Source organism: Halomonas sp. HMF6819, from assembly GCF_044335525.1.
Lineage (GTDB): Bacteria > Pseudomonadota > Gammaproteobacteria > Pseudomonadales > Halomonadaceae > Vreelandella.
This window is the reverse complement of the sequence record NZ_JBIQVY010000002.1, coordinates 795,937-820,934: the sequence shown is the minus strand read 5'-3', so window position 1 is coordinate 820,934 and position 24,998 is coordinate 795,937. Positions and strand designations below refer to the sequence as shown.

The 24,998-nt window shown below is 61.6% G+C and carries 21 protein-coding genes; 7 read left to right on the top strand and 14 right to left on the bottom strand.

Annotated features, from left to right (window positions below; translation table 11 throughout):
- Positions 1–35 precede the first annotated feature (35 nt).
- Positions 36–320: a ComEA family DNA-binding protein gene (locus tag ACGLWX_RS09850; RefSeq protein ID WP_396239359.1), complete on the top strand. Its 285-nt coding sequence runs from the start codon at positions 36–38 to the stop codon at positions 318–320.
- A 31-nt stretch (positions 321–351) separates the two neighbouring features.
- On the opposite strand, the gene ACGLWX_RS09845 is transcribed toward ACGLWX_RS09850, so the two are convergent.
- From ACGLWX_RS09845 to ACGLWX_RS09820, 6 genes are all read right to left on the bottom strand, one after another.
- Complete coding sequence (locus tag ACGLWX_RS09845) at positions 352–1,836, bottom strand: bifunctional 2-methylcitrate dehydratase/aconitate hydratase (RefSeq protein WP_396239357.1); 1,485 nt, start codon at positions 1,834–1,836, stop codon at positions 352–354.
- Positions 1,837–1,850: 14 nt separating this feature from the next.
- Positions 1,851–3,038, bottom strand: coding sequence for a 2-methylaconitate cis-trans isomerase PrpF (gene prpF, locus ACGLWX_RS09840; protein WP_396239355.1), 1,188 nt, complete (start codon positions 3,036–3,038; stop codon positions 1,851–1,853).
- A 64-nt stretch (positions 3,039–3,102) separates the two neighbouring features.
- The gene (gene acnD, locus ACGLWX_RS09835; protein ID WP_396239353.1) at positions 3,103–5,739 is read right to left on the bottom strand and encodes a Fe/S-dependent 2-methylisocitrate dehydratase AcnD; all 2,637 of its coding nucleotides are present in this window, start codon (positions 5,737–5,739) and stop codon (positions 3,103–3,105) included.
- A 9-nt stretch (positions 5,740–5,748) separates the two neighbouring features.
- Positions 5,749–6,876: a 2-methylcitrate synthase gene (gene prpC, locus ACGLWX_RS09830; RefSeq protein ID WP_396239351.1), complete on the bottom strand. Its 1,128-nt coding sequence runs from the start codon at positions 6,874–6,876 to the stop codon at positions 5,749–5,751.
- A gap of 115 nt (positions 6,877–6,991) precedes the next feature.
- On the bottom strand, positions 6,992–7,891 hold the full coding sequence (gene prpB, locus ACGLWX_RS09825; RefSeq protein ID WP_396239349.1) for a methylisocitrate lyase: 900 nt from the start codon (positions 7,889–7,891) through the stop codon (positions 6,992–6,994).
- A gap of 49 nt (positions 7,892–7,940) precedes the next feature.
- Entirely contained in the window at positions 7,941–8,678 is a 738-nt protein-coding gene (locus ACGLWX_RS09820; RefSeq protein ID WP_396239347.1) for a GntR family transcriptional regulator, read from the bottom strand.
- A gap of 252 nt (positions 8,679–8,930) precedes the next feature.
- Here ACGLWX_RS09820 and pabB point away from each other — a divergent pair, with 252 nt between their 5' ends.
- A complete protein-coding gene (gene pabB, locus ACGLWX_RS09815) occupies positions 8,931–10,289 on the top strand; it encodes an aminodeoxychorismate synthase component I (RefSeq protein ID WP_396239345.1) in 1,359 nt (452 codons plus the stop codon).
- A 117-nt stretch (positions 10,290–10,406) separates the two neighbouring features.
- Positions 10,407–11,027 carry a phosphoadenosine phosphosulfate reductase family protein gene (locus tag ACGLWX_RS09810; protein WP_396239343.1) on the top strand — a complete coding sequence of 207 codons (621 nt, stop codon included), beginning with the start codon at positions 10,407–10,409 and terminating at the stop codon, positions 11,025–11,027.
- Positions 11,028–11,112: 85 nt separating this feature from the next.
- Here ACGLWX_RS09810 and cysB read toward each other — a convergent pair whose 3' ends face one another.
- On the bottom strand, positions 11,113–12,087 hold the full coding sequence (gene cysB / locus ACGLWX_RS09805; RefSeq protein WP_396239341.1) for an HTH-type transcriptional regulator CysB: 975 nt from the start codon (positions 12,085–12,087) through the stop codon (positions 11,113–11,115).
- 331 nt (positions 12,088–12,418) lie between these two features.
- Between cysB and trxA the strand changes: the two genes are divergently transcribed.
- On the top strand, positions 12,419–12,742 hold the full coding sequence (trxA, locus tag ACGLWX_RS09800; protein WP_252109029.1) for a thioredoxin: 324 nt from the start codon (positions 12,419–12,421) through the stop codon (positions 12,740–12,742).
- Between the two features lie 148 nt (positions 12,743–12,890).
- On the opposite strand, the gene ACGLWX_RS09795 is transcribed toward trxA, so the two are convergent.
- The gene (locus tag ACGLWX_RS09795; protein WP_396239339.1) at positions 12,891–14,042 is read right to left on the bottom strand and encodes an AI-2E family transporter; all 1,152 of its coding nucleotides are present in this window, start codon (positions 14,040–14,042) and stop codon (positions 12,891–12,893) included.
- Positions 14,043–14,246: 204 nt separating this feature from the next.
- Here ACGLWX_RS09795 and ACGLWX_RS09790 point away from each other — a divergent pair, with 204 nt between their 5' ends.
- A complete protein-coding gene (locus tag ACGLWX_RS09790; RefSeq protein ID WP_396239337.1) occupies positions 14,247–15,131 on the top strand; it encodes an SIMPL domain-containing protein in 885 nt (294 codons plus the stop codon).
- Here ACGLWX_RS09790 and serS read toward each other — a convergent pair.
- Positions 15,076–16,353 (bottom strand): serine--tRNA ligase, encoded by a 1,278-nt coding sequence (serS, locus tag ACGLWX_RS09785; protein WP_396239335.1) that lies wholly within the window; start codon positions 16,351–16,353, stop codon positions 15,076–15,078. The genes ACGLWX_RS09790 and serS overlap by 56 nt on opposite strands.
- A gap of 179 nt (positions 16,354–16,532) precedes the next feature.
- Here serS and ACGLWX_RS09780 point away from each other — a divergent pair, with 179 nt between their 5' ends.
- Positions 16,533–17,123, top strand: coding sequence for a DUF4202 domain-containing protein (locus ACGLWX_RS09780; protein WP_396239333.1), 591 nt, complete (start codon positions 16,533–16,535; stop codon positions 17,121–17,123).
- A gap of 81 nt (positions 17,124–17,204) precedes the next feature.
- Positions 17,205–20,321 carry an FAD-binding and (Fe-S)-binding domain-containing protein gene (locus ACGLWX_RS09775; RefSeq protein ID WP_396239331.1) on the top strand — a complete coding sequence of 1,039 codons (3,117 nt, stop codon included), beginning with the start codon at positions 17,205–17,207 and terminating at the stop codon, positions 20,319–20,321.
- A gap of 84 nt (positions 20,322–20,405) precedes the next feature.
- On the opposite strand, the gene trpC is transcribed toward ACGLWX_RS09775, so the two are convergent.
- The 5 genes from trpC to ACGLWX_RS09750 all read right to left on the bottom strand — a co-directional run bounded on the left by trpC (position 20,406) and on the right by ACGLWX_RS09750 (position 24,906).
- Positions 20,406–21,209 carry an indole-3-glycerol phosphate synthase TrpC gene (trpC, locus tag ACGLWX_RS09770; RefSeq protein ID WP_396239329.1) on the bottom strand — a complete coding sequence of 268 codons (804 nt, stop codon included), beginning with the start codon at positions 21,207–21,209 and terminating at the stop codon, positions 20,406–20,408.
- A gap of 5 nt (positions 21,210–21,214) precedes the next feature.
- Positions 21,215–22,234: an anthranilate phosphoribosyltransferase gene (trpD, locus tag ACGLWX_RS09765; protein WP_396239327.1), complete on the bottom strand. Its 1,020-nt coding sequence runs from the start codon at positions 22,232–22,234 to the stop codon at positions 21,215–21,217.
- Positions 22,235–22,313: 79 nt separating this feature from the next.
- Positions 22,314–22,886: an anthranilate synthase component II gene (locus ACGLWX_RS09760; protein ID WP_396239325.1), complete on the bottom strand. Its 573-nt coding sequence runs from the start codon at positions 22,884–22,886 to the stop codon at positions 22,314–22,316.
- A 251-nt stretch (positions 22,887–23,137) separates the two neighbouring features.
- The gene (locus tag ACGLWX_RS09755) at positions 23,138–23,803 is read right to left on the bottom strand and encodes an MAE_28990/MAE_18760 family HEPN-like nuclease (protein WP_396239323.1); all 666 of its coding nucleotides are present in this window, start codon (positions 23,801–23,803) and stop codon (positions 23,138–23,140) included.
- Positions 23,800–24,906: a DUF262 domain-containing protein gene (locus ACGLWX_RS09750; RefSeq protein ID WP_396239321.1), complete on the bottom strand. Its 1,107-nt coding sequence runs from the start codon at positions 24,904–24,906 to the stop codon at positions 23,800–23,802. Before ACGLWX_RS09750 ends, ACGLWX_RS09755 begins: the two co-directional genes overlap by 4 nt.
- Positions 24,907–24,998 lie beyond the last annotated feature (92 nt).

Below are 24,998 nucleotides of genomic sequence, written 5' to 3'. Positions count from 1 at the left end.
GCAAAGAATCCATCGATATTTCAAGGGGACTTACCATGAAGCGGATGATCAAGGGATTACTGGCAGCGGCGGTATTTGGCATCGGCGTTAGCGGCGCGGCACTGGCGCAATCCATGGCGCCGATCAACGTCAACACCGCCGACGAGGAGCTGCTCGCCGAACTGCCCGGCGTCGGCCCCAGCCGCGCGGCGGCCATTATCGAGGAGCGCAGCGCCAACGGCGACTTCGAAAACGCCGATGACCTGACGCGTGTCAGCGGCATCGGCCCCGCCACGGTCGAAGGCATGCAGGATCAGATCACCTTCGAAAGCGACTCCTGAACCGTCGCTCGCCGCCCTGACGAGCATCCTGTCAGGGCGTCATCTCCCATAGATCCATAAAACGATCCACCGGCAACGCCTCGAGACCTGCCTGGTCGTTACAAACCGCCAGCAATCGCTGACAGCGTTTGGCGGGAAAGCGCGTCTTTAGGTGGCGCTCGAACTTCTCCATCATCAGCGGCACCGCCTCATGGCGGCGCCGCTGATGGCCAAGCGGATACTCCACCGTTACCCGCTCGGTATGCGAACCATCGGTGAAAAACACCTGTACCGCGTTGGCGATCGAGCGCCGTTCGGGGTCCAGATACGCCGCAGAAAACGTCGGGTCCTCCTTAACCACCATGTTGGCGCGCAACGCGTCAATCATCGGATGCGCGGCGTGAAAATCATCCTCGTAGTGTTCGGCAGCAAGCGCTCCTTGCATCAGCGGTACCGCGACCATGTACTGCAGGCAGTGGTCGCGGTCGGCCGGATTGGCCAGGGGCCCGGTCTTGGAAATGATACGAATCGCCGCCTCGTGAGTCGTCAGCTCGATGCGCTCGATCTCCTCCAGCCGGCCCTTGACCTGTGGGTGTAGCGCCACCGCCGCCTCGCAGGCAGTTTGGGCATGGAACTCCGCCGGGTAGGCCACCTTGAAGAGCACGTGCTCCATGACGTAAGAGCCGAGCTCGCGCTGAAAACGAAACCGACGCTCGGCCTCGGGTTTCAGGCTCAAATCGCGATTGGCGTGGCTGAATAAGACATCGTAAAAGCCCCACTGCGGGGCGGTCAGCGCGCTCGGGATACCCATTTCGCCGCGCAGGGCAACATCCGCCAGAAAGACCCCGCGCGAGGTCGCATCGCCGGCAGCCCAGCTCTTTCGTGAACCGGCGTTAGGCGCGTGGCGATAGGTGCGCAAACTCTGCCCATCCACGAAGGCGTGGGAGAGCGCCGCAAGAAGCTCGTCGCGGCTCGCGCCCTGCAGGTATGCTGCCACCGCGGTGGAGGCAACCTTGACCAGCACCACATGATCGAGCCCTACCCGATTGAAGCTGTTCTCGAGCGCCAGCACGCCCTGAATTTCGTGCGCCATGACCATCGCGTGCAGCACGTCGCGCATGTAAAGCGGCACCTCGCCCCGGGCCACGCGCTGCTGTGAAAGGTGGTCCGCCACCGCGAGAATCGCCCCCAGGTTATCCGATGGGTGGCCCCACTCCGCTGCCAGCCAGGTATCGTTGTAGTCGAGCCAGCGAACCAAAGCGCCGATGTCCCAGGCCGCCTTGACCGGGTCCAGCCGTAGCGCGGTACCGGGCACCCGGGCGCCAAACGGTACCACGGTGCCCGGCACCCGCGGCCCCAGCAGCTTGGTGCAGGCGGGAAAGCCGAGCGCGAGCAGGCCGCAGCCGAGCGTATCAAGCAGGCAGTACCGCGCGGTGGACAGCGCCTCCTCGCTCGGCGACGTAAAGGTCAGCACGTAGTCGGCCAGCCGCTGAAGCTCTTCGTCGTAATCAGGGCGTTCGTTGCTCTCAAAACTCATGATGACCTCCTTCGTCAGTCGGCTGTCAGGCTATCGCTGGGGACGAACACTCGGCCCTCCATCAACACCCGGGCGCTGCGGCTCATCAACGCCCGGTCGATCTGCCAGCAGCCCTCTACCAGGCTCGCCTTGGCGCCCACGTGCAGCGTACCGGACGGGTGACCAAACGTGACCGCCTCGCGCTCGCCGCCGCCGGCGGCCAGGTTCACCAGCGTGCCCTCGATCGCCGCCGCCGAGGCAATCGCCACCGCTGCGGTGCCCATCATGGCATGGTGGAGCTTACCCATCGATAGCGCCCGTACGACCAGGTCGAGCTCGTTTGCCGCTACGGCCCGCCCGCTTGATGCGGTGTAATCCGCCGGCGGCGCCACGAACGCTACCTTCGGCGTGTGCAGGCGCCCCGCCGCCGCTTCGAGGCTCTCGGCCAGCCCCATTTTGAGCGAGGCATGGGTGCGAATCGCCTCGAACCGAGCAAGCGCCTGGGCGTCGCCGTTGATCGCCTCCTGAAGCTCCGTGCCGGTGTAGCCGATGTCCCGGGCGTTGACGAACACCGTCGGGATACCGGCGTTGATCATCGTCGCCTCGAGCGTGCCGATGCCCGGCACCTCGAGGGCGTCTACCACGTTTCCCGTGGGGAAGATCGCCCCTTCGCCGTCGGCGGGGTCGACGAAGGCCACCGGAATCTCAGCGGCGGGAAAGGTTACGCCGTCGAGTTCGAAATCGCCGGTTTCCTGCACCCGGCCGCCGGTCATCGGCACCCAGCTGATGATCGTCTTTTCGATATTCGCCTGCCAGATGCGCACCTCGACCACGCCGTCATCCGGAATGCGCGCCGGGTCGATGAGCCCGGCGCGTATCGCGAACGGGCCAACGGCGGCGGACAGGTTGCCGCAGTTGCCGCTCCAGTCGACGAAGGGCCGGTCGATGGACACCTGGCCGAACAGATAGTCGACGTCGTGATCCTTTGCGGCGCTCTTTGAGAGAATCACCACCTTGCTGGTGCTCGACGTCGCCCCGCCCATGCCGTCGATCTGCTTTTCATAGGGGTCGGGGCTTCCCATCAAGCGCAGCAGAAAGCGATCACGAGCGGGACCCGGCGCTCTTGCCGCCTCGGGCAGGGCGTCGAGCGTGAAGAATACGCCCTTGCTGGTGCCGCCGCGCATGTAGGTGGCGGGAATCTCGACCTGGGGGCTGGTGGTCATGGCGTGCTCCTGAAACGCCCGGCGCAGGGTCGGGCGTGGGTGAAGAGTGTCAAACGATGCCAGGTCAGGCCGGCGTCGCCTCCAGAAAGTCCTGGGCGAAGCGCTGAAGCACGCCGCCGGCGGCGTAGATGGTGACCTCCTCGGCGGTATCGAGCCGGCAGATCACCGGCACGCGCTCGACGCCGCCGGCGCGGTGGATCAAAAGCGTCAGCTTCGCGCCCGGCGCGGTCTCGCCTTCCACATCGAACACCTCGGTGCCGTCCAGCGCCAGGGTCTTGCGCGTGGTGCCGAATTCGAACTGTAGCGGCATCACGCCCATGCCCACCAGGTTGGTACGATGGATACGCTCGAAGCCTTCGGCGACGATCGCCTCCACCCCGGCCAGCGCCACGCCTTTGGCCGCCCAGTCTCGAGAGGAGCCCTGGCCGTAGTCGTTGCCGGCGATGATGATCAACGGCTGCTTGCGCGCCATGTAGGCTTCGATCGCCTCCCACATGCGCACCACTTTGCCCTCTGGCTCCAAGCGCGCAAGCGAGCCCTGGCGCACGTGGCCGTCGTCGCCCAACGCCATCTCGTTGTAGAGCTTGGGGTTGGCGAAGGTCGCCCGCTGAGCGGTGAGGTGATCGCCCCGGTGGGTGGCGTAGGAGTTGAAGTCCTCCTCCGGCAGGCCCATTTTCAAAAGGTACTCGCCGGCCGCGCTGTCCGGCAAAATGGCGTTGGAGGGCGACAGGTGGTCGGTGGTGATGTTGTCCGGCAAAATTGCCAGCGGCCGCATGCCCTTGAGCGCCCGGGCGGCCGCCATGTTGCCCTCCCAGTAAGGCGGGCGACGAATGTAGGTGCTCTGTGGGCGCCAATCGTAGAGCGGCTCGACCTGAGTACGCTGGCTATTGTCGATATCGAACATCGGGATGTAGGTCTGGCGAAACTGCTCGGGCTTGACCGAGGCCTTGACGATGGCGTCGATCTCGCTGTCGTCGGGCCAGATATCCTTGAGCGTTACCGGGTGGCCACGGTCATCCACACCCAGCACGTCCTTCTCGATATCGAAGCGGATGGTGCCGGCGATGGCGTAAGCCACCACCAGCGGCGGCGAGGCGAGAAACGCCTGTTTGGCGTAAGGGTGGATGCGCCCGTCGAAGTTGCGGTTACCCGAGAGCACCGCCGTGGCGTAAAGGTCACGCGCCTTGATCTCCTGCTGAATGTCAGGGTCCAGGGAGCCGGACATACCGTTGCAGGTGGTGCAGGCGTAGCCCACCACGCCAAAGCCGAGCGCTTCGAGCTCGTTCATCAGCCCGGCGTCTTCCAGGTACATCGTCACGGTTTTCGAACCCGGCGCCAGCGACGACTTCACCCAGGGCTTGCGCAAAAGCCCTAGACGGTTGGCGTTGCGAGCGATGAGCCCCGCTGCCACCATGTTGCGCGGATTGGAGGTGTTGGTGCAGCTGGTGATGGCGGCGATGATCACTGCGCCGTCGGGAAGCCGGCCGTCGAGCTCATCCTGTTGCGCAGCCTCATAGTTGACCGCGATGCCGCGGCTGGCGAGCTCCGAGGTCGGCAAATGGGCGTGCGGATTCGACGGCCCGGCCAGGGTGCGCGCCACGCTCGAAAGATCGAAGCGCAGCGTGCGTTCGTACTCGGCGGTTTTGAGATCACTGGCCCAAAGGCCGGTCTCTTTAGCGAAGGTTTCTACCAGCGCGACCTGCTCGTCGTCGCGCCCGGTGAGCTTGAGGTAGTCGATGGTCTGATCGTCGATGTAGAACATCGCCGCGCTCGCCCCATACTCCGGCGTCATGTTGGAGATCGTCGCCCGGTCGCCGACGCTGAGCGCGTCCGCCCCTTCGCCAAAGAACTCGAGATAGGCGCCGACCACGCGCTCCTTGCGCAAAAATTCGGTGATCGCCAGCACCATGTCGGTACCGGTGACGCCGGCGCCGAGTTTGCCCGAAAGCTCCACGCCGACGATATCCGGCAGGCGCATCATCGAGGCGCGCCCGAGCATTACGCTCTCCGCCTCGAGCCCACCCACGCCCACCGAGATCACACCGAGGGCGTCCACCATCGGCGTGTGGCTATCGGTGCCCACGCAGGTATCCGGGAAGGCGACCTTCGCACCGGAATCGATTTGGCGACACTGCACCACCGGTGACATCTTCTCCAGATTGATCTGGTGCATGATGCCATTGCCCGGCGGAATCACATCGACGTTCTCGAACGCCAGCTTGGTCCAGTTGATGAAGTGAAAACGGTCGTCGTTACGCCGCTCTTCGACGGCGCGGTTCTTCTCGAACGCCTGGTCGTCGTCGCCGTTGTGCTCGACCGCCAGGGAGTGGTCGACGATTAGCTGGGTCGGCACTACCGGATTGACCTGGGCCGGGTCGCCGCCGCGCTCGGCGATAGCGTCCCTAAGCCCGGCCAGATCGACCAGTGCGGTCTGGCCCAGGATGTCGTGACACACCACCCGCGCCGGGTACCAGGGAAAGTCGAGATCGCGCCGGCGCTCGATGAGCTGGGAAAGCGCGTCGGTCAAAAGCGCCGGCTCGCAGCGGCGCACCAGCTGCTCGGCGAGTACCCGCGAGGTGTAGGGCAATGCTTCGTAGGAGCCGGGGGCGATGTCTTCAACGGCCTGGCGGGCGTCAAAGAAGTCGACCGGCTCACCGCCCATTAGAGCGCCGGGCAGCGTCTTGCGGTAGTCGCTGTTCATGGTGGCCTCCTATTCGCGCTCTTCGATCGGCACCCACTCGCTCTTCTCGGGGCCGGTGTAGTCGGCGCTCGGGCGAATGATGCGGTTGTTGGCGCGCTGCTCGAACACGTGCGCCGCCCAGCCGGTCAGCCGCGACATAACGAAGATCGGCGTAAACAGCTTGGTCGGAATCTCCATGAAGTGGTAGGCGCTGGCGTGGAAGAAATCCGCGTTGCAGAAGAGCTTCTTCTCGCGCCACATCACCTCTTCGCAGCGCTCGGAGACAGCAAAAAGCGTGGTGTCGCCAACGTCCTCACTCAGTTTTTTGGACCACTGCTTGATGATCTCGTTGCGCGGGTCGACCTCACGATAGATCGCGTGGCCAAAGCCCATGATTTTCTCCTTGCGCTCGAGCTTGCCGAGCATTTCGCGCTCCGCCTCGTCCGGGGATGTCCAGTCTTCGATCATCGCCATCGCTGCCTCGTTGGCGCCACCGTGCAGCGGGCCTCGAAGCGAGCCGATCGCGCCGGTCACGCAGGAGTGCATGTCGGAAAGCGTCGAGGCGCAGACGCGGGCGGTAAAGGTCGAGGCGTTGAACTCGTGCTCGGCATAGAGAATGAGCGAGACATTCATCACCCGGGCGTGCAGCTCGGAGGCGGGTTCGCCGCGCAGCATGTTAAGAAAATGCCCGCCTACGGAGATATCGTCGGTTTCGGTATCGATGCGCACGCCATCGTGGCTGAAGCGGTACCAGTAGCAGATGATCGAGGGCAGCACGGCGAGCAGCCGGTCGGCGACGTCCTGCTGCTCGTCGAAGCTCTCCTCGGTTTCCAGGTTGCCGAGCATCGAGGTGCCGGTGCGCATCACGTCCATCGGGTGGGCGTCGGCGGGGATCTCTTCGAGCACCGCCTTGAGCGGTCCGGGCAGGCCGCGCAAGCCCTTGAGCTTGTCGATGTAGTGATCGAGCTCGGCCTGGTTGGGCAGCTTGCCCTTCAAGAGCAGGTACGCAACCTCCTCGAATTTCGCTTTCTCGGCCAGCTCCTTGATATCGAAGCCGCGGTAGGTGAGCCCGGAGCCGGTCTTGCCCACGGTGCAAAGGGCGGTACTGCCCGCGCTCTGTCCACGAAGTCCGGCGCCTGCCAGCGGTTTGTCAGCCATGGTGTGTCTCCTCGGAGTTTTTATAAGTGCTTTTTACAAATAAGTTTTTATAAGTGCTTTCTATCAATGCTTATATGGGCGCGCTTTTGTATCGTCGTTTTATGAGTCGTTTTGTTCAGCTCTCTCGCTCGGTGAAGAGCGCGTCGAGCTTCTGCTCGAAGTCGTGGTAGTTGAGAAAATCGTAGAGCTCGTCGCGGGTCTGCATGGTGTCGACCACCTCACGCTGATGGCCGTTGTCGAGGATGCTCTGGTAGACCTTGAGCGCCGCGGCGTTCATGGCGCGAAACGCCGACAGCGGGTAGAGCACCATGGCGCAGCCGGCCTCGCCAAGCTCCGCCTGAGTGAACAGGGGCGTGGCGCCAAATTCGGTGATGTTGGCCAGAATCGGCGCGTCAACGCGGGTGCAGAACGCGCGGTAGTCGTCGAGGGTGTGCACGGCTTCGGCAAAGATGGCATCGGCACCGGCCTCAATGCAGGCGTTGGCGCGCTCGATGGCGGCATCCAGCCCCTCTTTCTGGAAGGCGTCGGTGCGCGCGATCAGGTAGAAATCCGGGTCACGCCGGGCATCCGCCGCCGCCTTGATGCGATCGACCATTTCACTCTGGGAGACGATCGCCTTGTTCGGCCGGTGCCCGCAGCGCTTTTGCGCCACCTGGTCCTCGAGGTGCACCGCAGCCACGCCGGCGCGCTCCATCTCTCTTACGCTGCGGGCGATGTTGAACGCCCCGCCCCAGCCGGTATCGATGTCCACCAACAGCGGCAGGTCGGTCGCCCCGCAGATGCGGTGGGCATCCTCGACCACGTCGTTCATGGTGGTCATACCCAGATCCGGCAGTCCGAAGGAGGCGTTGGCCACCCCGCCGCCGGAGAGATAAATTGCCTTGTGCCCCACCCGCTCAGCCATCAGCGCGGTATAGGCGTTGATGGTGCCAAGAATGGGTAGCGGGCGCTGATCCTGCAGCGCTTGGCGAAACCGGGCGCCCGGGGTGAGCGAGGAAGATGCGTGCGTGGACATGGTCTCTCCTGTCGGCGTTGTTTTGAAAAGAATTGTTATAAAATCGTCGTTATGAATCGGTCTGGCCGTCGGCCAGCATCGCGGCGTAGCGGTCGGCGACGTTTTCGCGGGAGGCGCTGACGTGGCGGCGCATCAAAAGCTCCGCAAGCTCGGCGTCGCCAGCTTCGATAGCGTCGACGATGCGGTGGTGCTCGACGAAGGCGCGCTGGGGCCTAGCGCCGCTGGCGCTGAACTGGGTGCGGTAGAGGCGCACGAGATAGTAAAGATCGTCGCAGAGCAGGTTCATCAGCATCTTGTTATGGCTGCCCAGCACGATGCGGTAATGAAAATCCAAATCGCCTTCGCGCTGGTAGTAGGCCTCGCCGCGCTGCAGATCCGACTGGCTCTCGTGCACCGCCAGCACGTCGCGCAGCCCCTGAATCTCTTCGGCGCCCATGTGCTCGGCGGCCAAGCGGGCGGCCATGCTCTCGAGCGCCTCGCGCACGTCGAACAGCTCGATAAGCTCTTTCATCGAGAGCTTGACGACCCGAGCGCCAACGTGGGGCACACGCTCGATCAGTCGGTGCGCTTCGAGCCGGCGCATCGCCTCTCTCAGCGGACCGCGGGAGATGCCGTAGCTTTTTGAGAGTCCGGGCTCGGTGATCTTGCTGCCCGGCGGCAGCTCGCCGCGCACGATGGCACTTTGCAACTGGTGAAACACCCGCTCGGCTAGGGTGCGCACCTCTGGCGTATCGGAGTCCGGGGCGCTGTCAACGCGCGGCTTTGGCACTTTGCTAATAGCGGTCATGGCTAATTGTCGACAATAAAGAGAGTTACCGGCACTTTAGCCCGCGACCCAGCGAGCGTCAACCGCGCTCCAAGCGCTTCTTATGGCACTTTGGTGGGAGAAGCTGAAAGCGCCGGATCGAAATGTCTACAATGTGGGCCAGGTAAAAATGAAAAATGAAGAGCGTAGCGCGTGGAAAAGAAGCCGAAGCGCGGCTGGCTCTCGGCGAGCGCGCTCACTAGAATAAGCGGCCCAACCGCAAGGCAACGAGTTATGAGCGCGTCGATCACCACTACCGCCCTTCCCTACGCCCAGGACCCGCTGGCGCTGTTTGCCCGGCTCAAGCACCGCCCAGGCGCGATACTGCTCGACAGCGGACGCCCAGTGGCCAAAAGCGGACGTTTCGACATTCTGGTCAGCGACCCTATCGCCACGCTCGAGATCGACGCCGAGGGCGGCGTAAAGCTCGAATCCGACACGCTCGTACCGCCTAAAGCGCTACTGGAAGACCCTTTCACGCTCAAGGCCTGGCTGCTCGAACAGCTCCCCACCCCGGTGGAAAAGAGCGAGCTTCCCTTTCTGGGCGGGCTGATGGGCTACTGGAGCTACGAGTTCGGCCTTGCCCAGCAGGGCATCGACAGCCGCCACGAAAGCGCCACGACGCTTCCTGCGGCGCGGCTGGGGCTTTACGACTGGTGCATCACGCTCGACCATCACGCCGGCAAAGCCTGGCTGGTCGCCTCGTCCGCCCGACGCGACGCGGTACTCACGTGGCTCGACGCGCCAGCGCCCGAACCACGTGACTTCCGGCTGACCGGAGCGTTCGAGGCAGAGCTCGACCAGCGCGCCTACGTCGAGCGCTTCGAGGCGGTTCAGCGCTACATTCGCGCCGGCGACTGCTACCAGATCAACCTGGCGCAGCGCCTGTCCGCGCCTTTCGAAGGCGACGCCTGGCAGGCCTACCAGCGGCTTCGCCACGCCACGCCCACGCCGTTTTCCGCCTTCATGGCCTGGCATGATCAGGCCGTCATGTCGCTCTCACCCGAGCGCTTCATCAAGGTGGAAAGCGGCGAGGTCGAAACCCGGCCCATCAAGGGCACCCGCGCACGGGGCAAGACGCCGGCAGCGGATCAGGCGCTGGCCGAGGCGCTTTTGGCAAGCGTCAAGGACCGGGCCGAGAACGTGATGATCGTGGATCTTCTGCGCAACGACTTGGGGCGAGTGTGCCAGCCGGGCAGCATTCACGTGCCCAAACTCTGCGCGCTCGAAAGCTACCCCAACGTGCACCATCTGGTCAGCGTGGTACAGGGCACGCTTGCCGAGAACCAGTCGGCGCTATCGCTTTTGGCGGCGGCGTTTCCCGGCGGCTCGATCACCGGGGCGCCCAAGTTTCGCGCCATGCAGATCATCGACGAGCTCGAGCCCTGCCAGCGCAGCGTCTACTGCGGAAGCCTTGGCTACGTCGATGTTCGTGGCCATATGGATACCTCGATCGCGATTCGCACCATGGTCGCGGACCAGAGCATGCTGCACGTGTGGGGCGGCGGCGGGCTGGTGGCAGACTCCCAAGCGAATGACGAGTACACCGAGACGCTGGATAAAATCTGCCACCTGATCGGTGCGCTGGAATAAGTGCCGGGCGTTTGCACCTGAAAGTAATATAAAAGCCAAACCAAACGGTATTGGGGCGCAGACTATCTCCTTTGATAGCCTAGCGCCTAACGTTTCGCTTAAAGCGCAGGAGGCCATATGTCGTCAGAACTGGAAGCCATGAACCGCGATCACGCCAACGATCCACACGCCTTGATCGAGTGGGCGTTGAAACAGGGCGAGCGCCCCATCTGTACTACCAACTTTCGCCCCTTTGAGGCGGTCATTTTGCACATGGTGACCCAGGTGCGCCCGGACATCCCGATCGTCTGGATGGACAGCGGCTACAATACCGAGGCGACCTACCGCTGCGCCAACGAGATCATCGAGCGGCTGAATCTCAATATCGTCAGCTTTCTACCCAAACGCACCCGCGCCCACCGCGAAGCGCTCGAGGGTTTGGTGCCGGGTATCGACGATCCGCGCCACGACGCCTTCACGCAAGAGGTCAAAATCGAGCCCTTCGAGCGCGCGCTCAAGGAGATGCGCCCGGACGTATGGCTGACGGCGCTGCGCGCCGAGGACACGCCGGAGCGCGCCAAAATGCAGCCGCTGAGCCAAAACGCCGACGGGCTATTGAAAGTGGCGCCGCTTCTACACTGGAGCGCAAAGGATATGTACGAGTACCTGCAGGCGCACGATCTGCCCAACAACTTCGACTACTTCGACCCCACCAAGGTGGAAGAGAAGCGTGAGTGCGGCCTGCACCTACAGCACTAGGTGCTAACTCGCACCGTTTCTAATGAAAAGGCGTCGCTTGGCGGCGCCTTTTTGATTGACGAGTGCTTATCGATCGCGAAGGCACTCAGTACTCGGGCAGCTCGACGCCGTCGAACAGCCCCTGCTCCTGGCGCGGGCCGATGTTGAGCGCTTCATCGACGCGCTCGCGGGTCAGATGCGGGGCAAAACGGGCGAGAAAATCGTACATGTAGCCGCGCATGAAGGTGCCGCGGCGAATGCCGATCTTGGTGGTGGAACTTGCAAACAGGTGGCCCGCCTCCAGCGCCACCAAATCGCTATCCAGCGCGTCATCGACCGCCATGTGGGCCACGATGCCCACCCCCATCCCCAAACGCACGTAGGTCTTGATGACGTCGGCATCCGCGGCGGTGAGCACCACGTTGGGCGTGAGCCCCCGGGCCTTGAAAGCGTCATCGAGCTGCGAGCGGCCGGTGAAGCCGAACACGTAGGTCACCAGCGGGTGCTCGGCGAGTGCCTCGAGAGTCAGCGGCCCATCGAGTTCAGCAAGCGGATGGGCCTTGGGCACCAGCACGCAACGGTTCCAGCGGTAGCAAGGCAGCAAAATCAGATCGGTGAAAAGCTCCAGCGACTCCGTGGCAATGGCGAAATCCGCTTGGCCTTCGCTGACCATCTGGGCGATCTGTTTGGGCGTGCCCTGCTGCATGTGCAGCGCCACTTCCGGATATTTCTGGGTGAAGGCGCTGATCACCGGCGGCAGCGCGTAGCGGGCCTGGGTGTGGGTGGTGGCGATCGCCAGGCTCCCACGGCGCTCGTCGCTGTGCTCCTGAGCGACCTGCTTGATGTTCTCGGTGAGCTTCAGCACCTGGCCTGCCAGCTCGATGATCGACTCCCCCGCCGGCGTGACGCGGGTGAGGTGCTTGCCGCTTCGAGCAAAAATCTCAACACCCAACTCGTCTTCCAGAAGGCGAATCTGCTTGGAGATGCCGGGTTGGGACGTAAAAAGGCTTTGAGCCGTGGCCGAGACGTTGAGATTATGCCGGTTCACTTCCCAGATATAGCGAAGTTGCTGTAGCTTCATGTGGTCTACCTTGCGTCCCGAAGAAGCTGCTCTAAGCGCCCCTTCCTGCCATACGTTCGCGCGCGGCGACCAAACCGGGCCAAACCGCTAAGCGCATAAATTTGAATAAAAAATATCCCGCTAATTCCCTTATAGTATAAGAAATAGGAACGCCTGGCACCCTATAATTTATTCACCAAAGGCGGTTAGCGCCGGGTGAAAGTTGCCAGTTTAGACGGCGGGCGCTACCATCGTGGCACCTGGCGCGATAATCATGCGCTATTCTATCGCGTAATAGCCGTTGCTCAGTGAAGGCAACGAATCGTAAGAGCAACGTAATCAGGAGATGTAAATGGCTACTAATGTGGATGTCACCAACGCCAATTTCGAGCAGGAAGTTCTCAACGCCGAGCAGCCCGTGCTGCTGAAGTTTTGGGCCCCCTGGTGCGGCCCGTGCAAGGTCATGGCACCGGTGGTCGACGAAGTAGCTTCCGAGCGCGGCGACGGCCTGAAAGTGGTCAGCGTCAACGTCGACGACGCCCCGGAGATCGCCGCTGAGCAGGGCGTGCGCGGCGTGCCGACCGTCATGCTGTTCAAGTCCGGCACCAAGGTCGCCTCACTGGTCGGCGCGCAGTCCAAGTCCCAGCTGACGCAGTTCATCGACCAGAACGCCTAAAGTTTAACGCCCAGCGCCAAGCGCTCACGAGGCGCTAGAACGACACGGGGCTACCGCTTTCGCGGTAGCCCCGTGTTGCGTTTGGGCTCATCTTTTAAGAACTCTTCTTTTAAGAACTCTGCCTTCAAGCGCCCTGCTCTTTTAAGGATTACTCGCTGGTTTCCGGCTTCTTGATTAGCGGCTCGGGGTCCGGCTTTTTGCGCCGCCAGGGCGGCTTTCGGGGATCGCCGCCGTGGTTGACGCTGCGGCGCAGCTGGCGCGTGCCCGGCCCCAGTAGATGGGCGATCCAGCGCGTCTGCGGGTGGCTATCCAAAGCGATTTTGAGCGTCATGGTCAGTACCACCGACAACAGCATCCCCGCCGCGCCAAAGATCCAGCCCCACACCACCAGCGATAAAAACGCCACGAAGGTGGAAAGCCCCAACGCCTGCCCCATGACCCGCGGTTCGATCAAATTCCCCATGACAAAGTTGATCACCAGATATGCCGAGGCCAGCATCAACGCCTGTATCACCCCCCCATCCTGAGCGACCAGCAGCAGCAACACCGGCGGCACCGCCGCCAACGCCGAGCCGATGTTGGGAATGAAGTTAAGCGCAAAGGCCAGTACGCCCCAAAGTAGCGGAAACTCGACCCCGATCATCAAACACGAAAGCCAGACCAACACGCCGGTGGCCAAGCTGATAACGGTCTTGATCGCCAGATAGCGCTTCAAGGTGGCGCTGAATTCGGCGAAGCGCTTTAGACTCGGGGCCGGGTTCTCCAGCGCCCGGGCCACCTTGGAGCGAAAGTTGAGCGTCTCGAACAGCATGAACATGACCAGCAGCGACACGATACTGCCCTGCATCATGATCGCCCCGACCTCGCTGACCAGCACCGCCACCCAAGAGCCATCGTCCTCCATCGCCAGGGCACTGCTCAACTGATCCGGGTCGATGGCCACGCCGCGAGCGGCGAGCGAATTGAGCATACTCCAGTAGTGCTCGTAGAGACGCGCCTCGATATCCGGCAGTGCGTCGATGAAGGTGCTGAAGCTATTGACCACCAGCACGCCGAGCAGCAAAAAGAAGGCGGCCAGCACCACCAGCGTGATCAGCGCCGCCATGCGCATACCGACACCGTGGCGGTGCAGCCAGTGCACCGGCGAGGTACATACCACGGCGATGAAAATGGCCAAAAGCAGTGGCACCAGTAGATCCGAGCCAAGCTTCATCCCCGTGACGATGACCACGAGCGCCGCGATCGCCAGCGTCGCGTTCAAGGGGATGCTGCGATAATCCTTATCCGACAACTTCTGCATGGCTCGTTCCTTGAGATTGATCCTTACATAATGGCTGGTCGCCGTTCAATTAACAAACGGTGCAGATAATAAGCAACTGTTTTACGACTACTCTTGATAAGTGAACTTATCCGCGTCGGGCTCTTCCAAACCATGTTCGCCACAAGCCCTTCACGGATCACTTCGACGAACCTTTCGTCCAGCGCTTTTACAAGGAATCGTTTTATGACTTTAAACCCCTACGCTCGCTCGATGATGAAACTTCGTACCCACGTGGCCGGTACGGCCCTGGCCGCCCTGCTCTGCACCGGCGCCGCCCAGGCCGCTACCTCGATGCCGACCCAACCCCCCGGGCTCAGCGTTCAGGCCCAGTCGTTCGTCGAAGTCGAACCGGACAAGGCGAGTCTCTCCGCCAGGCTTTGGGAAAACACCCCCGCGGTGTCATCACTGGATGACAGCGAACAGGGCGCGCTTCGCGAGGCCCGTGAGCGCCTGGAAGAGCGCTCGCGCCAGCTGATCGAGGCGATGGAAGAGGCGGGGCTTAGTGAGCGCGCCATCAGCGCAGGCTCGCTCAACGTCTATCAGGAGCAGATGAACCAACCCCAGGGCCAAAACGGCGAACAGGAAATGATGGTGCGCACTCGGGTCGAGCGCCCCTTCGATATAGAGCTTTCGGACATCGACCGGCTCAACGATGTTCTCGACGCGCTGGTCGAAGCCGGCGTCAATTCCCTCGACGGCGTCCAGTTCGATCTTCAGGATCGTGAAGAGGCGGCCGACGAGGCGCTGGTGATGGCGCTCGAGAAAGCGCAGCGCAAGGCCGAGCTTATGGCCCAAACCCTGGGCGCCGAGCTCGGCGACGTACAGCATATCACCGAAACCCAGGCCCCGGTATTTCAGCCGCGCATGATGGCGATGCGCGCCGAAAGCGCCCAGGGCGCCAGCGATGACGCCAACGCCGAGTACCGCCCCGGCATCATTCGCATCGATGCCGGTGTCAACGTCGAGTGGGCGCTAGCCGGCCAGAGCGATCATGGTGACGATGAGCGTGGCGCTAGAGAGCAAGACGCTCAAGACCGCCCAGATACGGCCGCAGCGGCTCAGGAATAACGATCGAGCCATCCGCCTGCTGGTGATTCTCCATGACCGCCAGTAGGCAGCGCCCCACTGCCAGCCCCGAGCCGTTCAGGGTGTGAAGCAGCTGGGGCTTTTTCGTGTCCGCCTTGCGGTAGCGCGCCTGCATGCGTCGTGCCTGAAAATCCTCGCAGTTCGACACCGACGAGATCTCGCGGAAAGTTTCCTGGCTTGGCAGCCACACTTCCAGGTCATAGGTTTTCGTCGCGCCGAAGCCCATGTCACCGGTGCACAGCGTCACCACGCGATACGGTAGCTCCAGCGCCTGTAGGATCGCCTCGGCATGGCCGCGCATCTCCTCGAGCGTCTCGTAGCTCTTCTCCGGCTCGACGATCTGCACCATCTCGACCTTGTCGAACTGATGCTGGCGGATCATGCCGCGAGTATCGCGCCCGTAGGCACCCGCCTCGCTACGAAAACACGGCGTATGGGCGGTCAGCTTCATGGGAAGCTGGGCCTGCTCGACGATCTCGTCACGCACGAAGTTGGTCAGCGGCACTTCCGAGGTGGGAATCAGGTGGTACTCGCGCTCGTCGTCGAGCTTGAACAGATCCTCGCCGAACTTCGGCAACTGCCCGGTACCCATCAAGGAGTCCCGGTTGACCATGTAGGGCACGTAGCACTCTTCGTAGCCATGCTGCTCGGTCTGGGTGTCGAGCATGAACTGGGCCAGCGCACGGTGAAGCCGCGCGATGGGGCCGCGCATCACGGCGAAGCGGGCGCCGGTAAGTTTGGAAGCGAGCTCGAAATCGAGATAGCCGGACTTCTTGCCCAGATCGACGTGGTCGAGCACCTCGAAATCGAAGGTTCGCGGCGTGCCCCAACGGTGCAGCTCGACGTTGTCATCCTCGCTTTTGCCCTCCGGCACGCTCTCGTGAGGCACGTTGGGAATGCCGCTGATCGCGTCGTCCCACTCGAGCTGTACCGCGGCAAGCTCCTCCTTCGCAGCGTCGAGGCGATCGCCCAGATCGTTGACTTCGCTCAAAAGCGGCTGAATATCCTCACCCTGGGCCTTGGCCTTGCCGATCGCCTTGGAGCGCGTGTTGCGCTCGTTTTGCAGCTGCTCGGTCCGGGTCTGCAGCTCGCGGCGGCGCGACTCGAGCGCCTCGAGACCCGACGTGTCAAGTGCATAGCCGCGCTTGGCAAGCTTTGATGCCAGCGCATCCAGGTCTGTACGCAGCAGTTTCGGATCGAGCATGAAGACTCCTTGGCCTAAATCGGTTGAACACGGCGCACGCCGCCGATGATAAAGCGCCCTATTGTAGGCAAAAGCGCGGCAAGGGGCTACGCCAAGCCCGCCTTGTAAAGGCCACCATTGAGATCAAACGCATTTATCGGCAACCTGAGGCATCGATTTCCCTTAAAGGCACCGCGCCCATGTCGACCGCTTTTGATCAGACCCTGCAGGCCATCGATGCGCTTCACGGCGAAGACCCTCGCCACGTTGACATTCCCGGCGGTGAAACGATGCCCCAGGAACTCGCCTACGCCCAGCGCATGACCCACTGGCTGTTCGCGCTCGAAAGCGCGCCGGATGAATATCTACAGCTGGCGGTGCGCGCCCAGCACCTGCAGCGCTGGAAAGTGCCGCGCAGCGACTACCCCGAGGGGCGCGTGGGCTATTTGACCTGGCGGCGCGACCAGGGCCTGCGCGCCGGTGAGACGGTCGCCGAGCTGATGCAAAAAGCGGGCTACAAGGGCGAAGAGAGCCAGCGGGTCGCGGCCATGATCGCCAAGAAGGGGCTGGGGCGCGACGCCAACGTGCAGACACTGGAGGACTGCGCGTGCCTGGTGTTTCTGGAGAATCACTTCGCGGCGTTCGCGACCAAAATCGAGCACGACCATCTGGTGCGCATCGTGCAAAAGACCTGGCGCAAGATGTCCGAGCAGGCCCACGCGCTTGCGCTGGCGCTGCCCATGACGCCGGCCAGCGCCGCGATCGTCGAGGAAGCACTGACGACGCAGTAACGCGTCGAAGATGCACCCGCGGCCGGGCTCCGGTAAAGTAGGGCGCCTCTTCTATTCGATGCAATGACGGCTCGACCGACCATGATAGCTTCGCTTGATTCGCGCAAGATCCCGTTTTCCGGCCTGAACGAGCGCTACGTGCGCTTTTTGCAGGCGCTCAAGGCACGTGGTTTCGAGGGTGAAATCGCCCCGGACTACGCCAGCCGCACGGTGCTCGCCACCGACAACTCCATCTACCAGCGCCAGCCTCAGGCCGCGGTGTTTCCGCATCACGCCGAGGATTTGGAGCGCCTTGCAAGGCTTGCCATCGAACTGCCCTACCGCGACATCGTGCTCACCCCGCGCGGCGGCGGCACCGGCACCAACGGGCAGTCGCTGACCGACGGTCTGGTGGTGGACATTTCCCGGCACATGAACCGGATTCTCGACATCGACGTGGAAAACCGCCGCGTGCGCGTTCAAGCCGGCGTGGTGAAGGATCAGCTCAACGCCGCGCTCAAGCCCCACGGGCTCTTCTTCGCCCCGGAGCTTTCGACCTCGAATCGCGCCACCATCGGCGGCATGATCGCCACCGACGCCAGCGGCCAGGGCAGCTGTGTCTATGGCAAGACCCGCGATCACGTGCTCGAACTCGATACCGTGCTGCTCGGCGGCGCTCACCTGCATAGCCGAGCCCTCGATGCCGACGAAGAGGCGAAGGCGCTCGAAGAGCCCGGCGCGCTTGGGCACGTTCACCGCGTTGCCGCCAGCATCATCGACGAGCAGCGCGAGCTGATCGAGGCGACCTTTCCGACGCTCAACCGCTGCTTGACCGGCTACGATTTGGCGCACCTGCGCGATGATGGGGGCCGACTGAATCTCAACAGCCTGCTGTGCGGCGGCGAAGGCTCGCTTGGCCTGGTGAGCGAGGCGGTGCTCAACGTGCTGCCGATTCCCAAACACTCGACGCTGATCAACGTGCGCTACCCGGGCTTCATGGAGGCGCTGCGCGACGCCAAGGCGCTGATGGCCAGCGCCCAGCCCACCTCGATCGAAACCATCGACGACACGGTACTCAAGCTCGCGATGGAGGATTTCGTCTGGGATGGCGTGGCCGCGTTTTTCCCGGAAAGCGACCCGCCCACCGGCGGCATCAACCTGGTCGAGTTCAGCGGCGACGACGAGGTGGCACTCGCCGAGCGGGTAGCGGCGTTCACCGACCACCTCGGCCGCGATGCGACCGTGACGCGGCTGGGCTATACCGAGGCGCGCGGGCGCGAGCAGATTGGCACGGTCTACGGCATGCGCAAGCGCTCGGTAGGCCTTCTTGGCAACGTGCAGGGCGAGAAGCGCCCATTGCCGTTCGTGGAGGACACCGCGGTGCCGCCGGAGCACCTGGCGGATTACATCAGTGAGTTCCGCGCGCTGCTCGATGCCCGAGGGCTCGACTACGGCATGTTCGGCCACGTGGATGCCGGCGTGCTGCACGTGCGCCCGGCCCTCGACATGAAGGACCCGGCTCAGCAGGCGCTTATTCGCGAGATTTCCGACGAGCTCGCCGCGCTCACGCAAAAGTATGGCGGGCTTTTTTGGGGCGAGCACGGCAAGGGCATCCGCTCGGAGTACTCGCCCAAATTCTTTGGCGAGCTCTATCCGAGCCTACAGCGCGTCAAGGCGGCCTTCGACCCGCACAACCAGCTAAACCCGGGCAAGATCGCCACGCCTTTAAGCGATGAGGACGCGCCCTCAGCGCTGATCGCCATCGACCGCGACCCGGATCTGTTGACCATCGACGGCGTCACTCTTCGCGGCGAGCTCGACCGCACCATCGATGAGCGCGCCTGGCAGGCGTATGACGCCGCGGTCTACTGCAACGGCAACGGCGCCTGCTACAACTATGACGTCGACGACCCGATGTGCCCCTCCTGGAAAGCGACGCGCGATCGTATTCACTCGCCCAAGGGCCGGGCGAGCCTGATGCGCGAGTGGCTGCGTCTGCAGTCCAACGCCGGTATCGACGTGGTCGAGGAGTCGCGCAGGAAAAAGGCTGAAACGGGCCTGGGCTTTGTCAAAAGCCTGCCCAAACGGCTCAAAAACACGCTCAGCCGCGAGCAGCACCACGACTTTTCCCATCAGGTGTACGACGCCATGGCCGGGTGCTTGTCGTGCAAGTCCTGCGCCGGCCAGTGCCCGGTGAAGGTGAACGTACCGCAGTTTCGTTCGCAGTTTTTGGAGGTCTATCACGGGCGCTACCTGCGCCCGGTGCGCGACTACGTGATCGGTGCCACCGAATGGACGCTGCCCTGGCTTGCCAAAGTGGCGCCGCTCTACAACGCCGCGATCCAAACGCGCTGGGTGGAGCGCCTGATGCGCCGCGTTATCGGCATGAGCGACTCGCCGACGCTTTCGCGCGCCAGCGTGACAAAGCAGCTGCGTGCCTGGGGCGTGGCCGAGGCCACCCCGACCTCGCTTGCGCTGTTGACCGAGCGCCAGCGGGCGAAAAGCGTGATTCTGGTGCAGGACGCCTTCACTACCCACATGGAGGCGGATCTGGTGCTGGACGTGGTGGAGCTTCTGCACCGACTGGACATGCGGGTGTTCGTGCTGCCGTTTGCGGCCAACGGCAAGCCGCTGCAGGTACAAGGCTTTCTCGGCGCCTTCGAGCGCACCGCCGAAAAGCAGGCCAAACGCCTGCGCGCTCTGGCCGAATTCTCGATTCCCTTCGTCGGCATCGACCCGGCAATGACGCTGACCTACCGTCAGGAGTACGTGAAGGTACTCGGCCGTGAGGCCGTGCCCGACGTGCTGATGCTGCAGGAGTGGCTGGTGACCCAAACCCACGCGCTGGCCTCGCTCAAAGGGCGGCTTATGGATCCGGGCTACCGTCTGCTATCCCACTGCACCGAAAAGACCAACGCGCCGGGCAGCCCGAAAGCCTGGCAGCAGGTGTTCGCCGCCTTTGGCCTCGAGCTCGAGCTGATGGCCACTGGCTGCTGCGGCATGTCTGGCACCTATGGCCACGAAACCCGCAACGTCGCTACCTCGAAGGTCATCTACGCCCAGTCCTGGCAGCCCCAGGTCGAGGCCGCGGAAAACGCCGACAGGCTGCTGGCCACCGGCTATTCGTGTCGCAGCCAGGCCAAGCGCTACTCTGAACGTACGCTCGCGCATCCGCTGCAGGCGCTGCTGCATTGCATGAAAAGCGCGGCCCCCGCGTAAGCCTCACGCAACGAAAAGCCCCAGGCGACGGCGCCCGGGGCTTTGTACCCATACGCTGGCTAATGCCAGGCAGGTGAAGAGGCGCTAGAAGAACAGCGCTTCGAGCGCCTGGCCCGGGTCGTCCTGGCGCATGAACGCCTCGCCCACCAGAAAACCGTTCACCCGGTGCTCGCGCATGCGGATCACATCCTCGCGGGTCAAAATACCGGACTCGGTGATCACCGTGACGCTTGGCGGAATACGCGGCAAAAGCCCAATCGTGGTAGCCAAATCGGTATCGAAGGTGTGCAGGTCGCGGTTGTTGATCCCGACCAGCTTCAAATCCAGCGCCAGCGCCCGCTCGAGTTCCTGGCCGTCATGCACCTCGACCAGCACGTCCATACCCAGATCGGTCGCCTTGCGGTGCAGGGCCGCCAAGGTGTCGTCATCCAGAGCGGCGGCGATCAGCAGAATGCAGTCGGCGCCGATCGCCCGGGCCTCGGTGACCTGGTAGCCGTGGGTGATGAAGTCCTTGCGAATCACCGGAAGCTGGCAGGCGTTTCTCGCGGCGATCAGGTCGTCCTCGTGGCCCTGAAAGAAGTCCGCATCGGTGAGCACCGACAGACACGCCGCTCCGCCGGCCTCGTAGCTTTCGGCGATGGCCGCCGGGTCGAACGCCTCGCGGATCACCCCGCGCGAGGGCGAGGCCTTTTTCACCTCGGCGATGATCGCCGGATCCCCCGCGGCGATGCGACGATTCAGCGCGTCGATGAAGCCGCGTGGCGCGCTCTGGTTTTGGGCAAGCGCGAGCAGATCGTCTTCGGAAACCGCCTGACGGCGGGTGGCGACTTCTTCATCCTTGCGCGCGAGAATGCGTGTCAGGATAGTGGGCGTTGAGGAACTGGACATGAAGTTTACTCTTTGAACACGCTGGTGAAGTGCGAAAGCTCCTTGAGCTTTTCGAGCGGCAGTTTGGAGGCCTGGGCATCCTGGGCGACGGCCACCCCCTCTTTCAGAGAGTCCGCAATACCCGCGCAGTAGAGCGCCGCGCCGGCGTTGAGCGTGACGATATCTGCCTCCGGACCGTCGCCGACCAGCGCGGCCTTGACCAGGCGAAGGCTATCCTCGGCGGTGGCCGCCTTGAGCGTGGCAAGGCTTTGGCGCTCGATACCAAGCTCTTCCGGCGTGATGGTGTACTCGATGATCTCGCCATCCTTGAGCTCTGCCACCTGAGTGGACGCGGCCAGCGAAATTTCATCCAGCCCATCTTCGGAGTGCACGACCATGGCGTGGCGGCTGCCGAGCTTTCTGAGCGCCTCGGCCATCAACGGCACCAGGTGCGGGGCGTAAACGCCGAGCACCTGGTTCGGGGCGCTGGCCGGGTTGGTCAGCGGCCCCAGAATGTTGAACAGCGTGCGCACGCCCATTTCGCGGCGCGGGCCGATGGCGTAGCGCATTGCCGGGTGGTGGTTGGGGGCGAACATGAAGCCGACCCCGACCTGCTCGATACAGCGCGCTACCTGCTCCGGCGAAAGGTCCAGATAGATACCGGCGATATCGAAAAGATCCGCGCTGCCCGACGAGGACGACACGCTGCGATTGCCGTGCTTGGCCACGTGTGCCCCGGCGGCGGCGGCGACGAAGCTCGACGCGGTGGAGACGTTGAACAAGTTCGCGCCGTCGCCACCGGTGCCGACGATGTCCACCACGTTGTCAGTGAAAAGCCGCACCGGGCGCATCAGATCGCGCATCACCTGGGCGGCGGCGCTGACCTCGACGGCGCTCTCCCCTTTCATGGAGAGCCCGACCAGTAAACCGCCGATCTGGGCGTCGGAGGCTTCGCCGGTCATGATCTGATGCATCAGCGTGCGCATGACGTCGAAAGATAGATCTTCACGGCGCATCACCGCGTTGATGGCGTCTCGCATTTGCATGGAAAGACTAGGCCTCTTAACGTGAAAAAGTGAGCGGTTGGCGGCGCCACATTAGCCGCGCTTAGTCAGCCGCGCTCGGTCAGCCGCCCTGTAAAAAGTTGGCCAGCAGCGCGTGGCCGTGGCAGGTCAGAATCGACTCAGGATGAAACTGCACCCCTTCGATATCAAGCGTTCGGTGGCGCATCCCCATGATCAGCCCCGGCGTTTCATCATTAGGCGTCGTCCAGGCGGTGACCTCGAAGCACTGGGGCAGGCTTTCGCGTTCGACGACCAGCGAATGGTAGCGGGTCACCTCGAGCGGCGTTTCCAGGCCGCGAAACACGCCCAAGCCCGTGTGCTCGATACGCGAGGTCTTGCCGTGCATCACCTTCGGGGCGCGCACGACCCGCGCCCCAAACGCTTGGCCGATCGCCTGGTGGCCCAAACACACACCTAGAATGGGCAGCGTGCCGGCGAAATGTTCGATGGCCGCCAGCGACACGCCTGCTTCGTTGGGCGTACAGGGCCCGGGGGAGATCACCAGGTGCGTCGGCGCCAGCGCCTGGATCTCTTCAAGCGTTATCGCATCGTGGCGATAGGTCAACACCTCGGCGCCCAGCTCGCACAGATACTGAACGATGTTGAACGTGAAGCTATCGTAGTTATCGATCATCAATACTCTAGCGTCGCTAAACGACTGATAAACCTTAGCATTGACTTTCGATACCATCACCATTACCCAGCCTGTTACCCAGAATAGCGCGTACTTGAAATTTTTCTCTGGCTGGATTGTATCGCCTGAGCGGCCAAGCTTCTACGGCACAATTTAAGATGAGCCCACTTGAATCATAGCCGGCATTCCACTGATCATCTGTGAGGAAGCGACCGAGCGACTGATAATAAGCTAGGCAATACATTGAGGTTTCATTGGCTAAATTGTGCTTGTGACGGACTTAGGTATGCCTCTTGTAAGGCTAGGTTTTCAATTTCGGTTGAAAAGTTTTCTATCCATTTCAGTGAAAATTCAACTGCTTCAACGGCATACTCCACTGTTGGGATATGTAACTCCCCATGCGCGATTGCGCATCGGTTTTCATAGAGGTCATCCATAAAGGGTCCCTCTATCGACCAGTCAGGCAGATAGCTAACGCCGACTGATTCACATATATTCTTGAAAACTTCCCAGCCCAGATTTGATTCGGTATCGATAGCTGCATTGGCGTCAATACGGATTGACTGATCGGCATTTTCAGTCATCATTTCAACCACAGCTATATGAGGAGCAACTCGTCGCTTCGCCCCCTGTGCAATAGACAAAGTCTGTCGACACGCTAGCGCTCGGAAATTTGGAGATAAGGCACTAAGTGGGCGCGACTTATAGGCAACTAGATGTACGTATGCACGAGCAGCTTCTTTAACAAATCCCTCCCAGTGGGCGTAAGCCAGCAAAATAGCAGTTCGCATAGCATGGGGCACTACCTTACCAGATCGAGATGAAAGATTATGGCGAAGGGAAATCAACTCCCGCTTCCGGCGCTGCTTACGCTCGGCCAAAAAGTCAAGTAACTCATCAGCTGACCGAATTTTCACCGTCGGATCCACTCTTGTCCAAATCGTACTGTTTCAGGAATACGAGTCGACGCGCGAACTCCCGATCCAACAAATGTATTAGCGCTTAGTTCGTTCCAAAGGTGTTTGTGTTTCTCGCGGAAAGCAGCAGCATCAGGAATATTCCCACCGTTCTCGAGATGGACTCCTAAGCTAACCGCAACTACCTCAAAGAGCGAAACGAGCATAGGCCCCACATAGCCCTCTTTTCGATCGTCATATCGTCTAAATGCGTTGGACCCAAGTGTACTGCTCAAGAATTCAAATATTCTTAAAAATATGCTTTCAATATTCTCTTTCGGGAGTGTTAGATCGTTTGCTTGGGCTACTAACTCATGATTAAGATAAGAACCTAGCTCATCAATCCGATGAAGATCATCAAACGTTTTGCGTGTAAAGATAAGATACCTCGAAACAAGCTCCATATCGAAGGCTTCATCGATAGCGCGATCTGTCAGAGATAATGTTTCACGAAACCTTTCAAATTCGCTAAGCGCTTTGACCCAGTGGAAATAATCGATATTTGCCATCACCAATAGGCAGTTACGAACCTCTTGGCCCGTTGCAGTCGCCCCACCAGTGTTGAGCCTTTGAAAAACCTCGTACTTAACCTCACTATCACTCGTACTACGCACAATATTAACGTCAAGCCGCGCACGTTTGAGGCGAATTTGCGCTACATCTGGAAGGCTCGATTCTCCATTCTCACTATTCCAAACGCATTCCTCTAAGTCGGGAAGATAATGGGTTCGAGTAAGCTGTAGAGGATTAATCAACTGATTTTGATCATCTTTAAGCTCACCCATTAACTCCAAAACCGTCGAAAGGCGCTGTAATCCATCTATGACGTCCCATTTTCCATCTGATCGCTCAGAAACAAAAACAGGAGGAACTGGAATACCAAGTATTAAAGACTCGATTAGGCGTGATTTTTGCTCTCTTGTCCATCTGAAGAACCTCTGGAACTCGGGATGCAGCTCAAGCTCACCGTCTTTATACATTGAAACAATCTCACTGACCGACATCGAATAAGACTGCGTCTGCACATTACGGGAATGATCTTCAATTTGCTGGCTTAGACTCACTGACGCCCCCTGCTTAGTGATTTTCACAAAATTAATAGTGGATATAACAAAGAATACATGAATCCATATGCACTATAAACTTGGTTAAGATT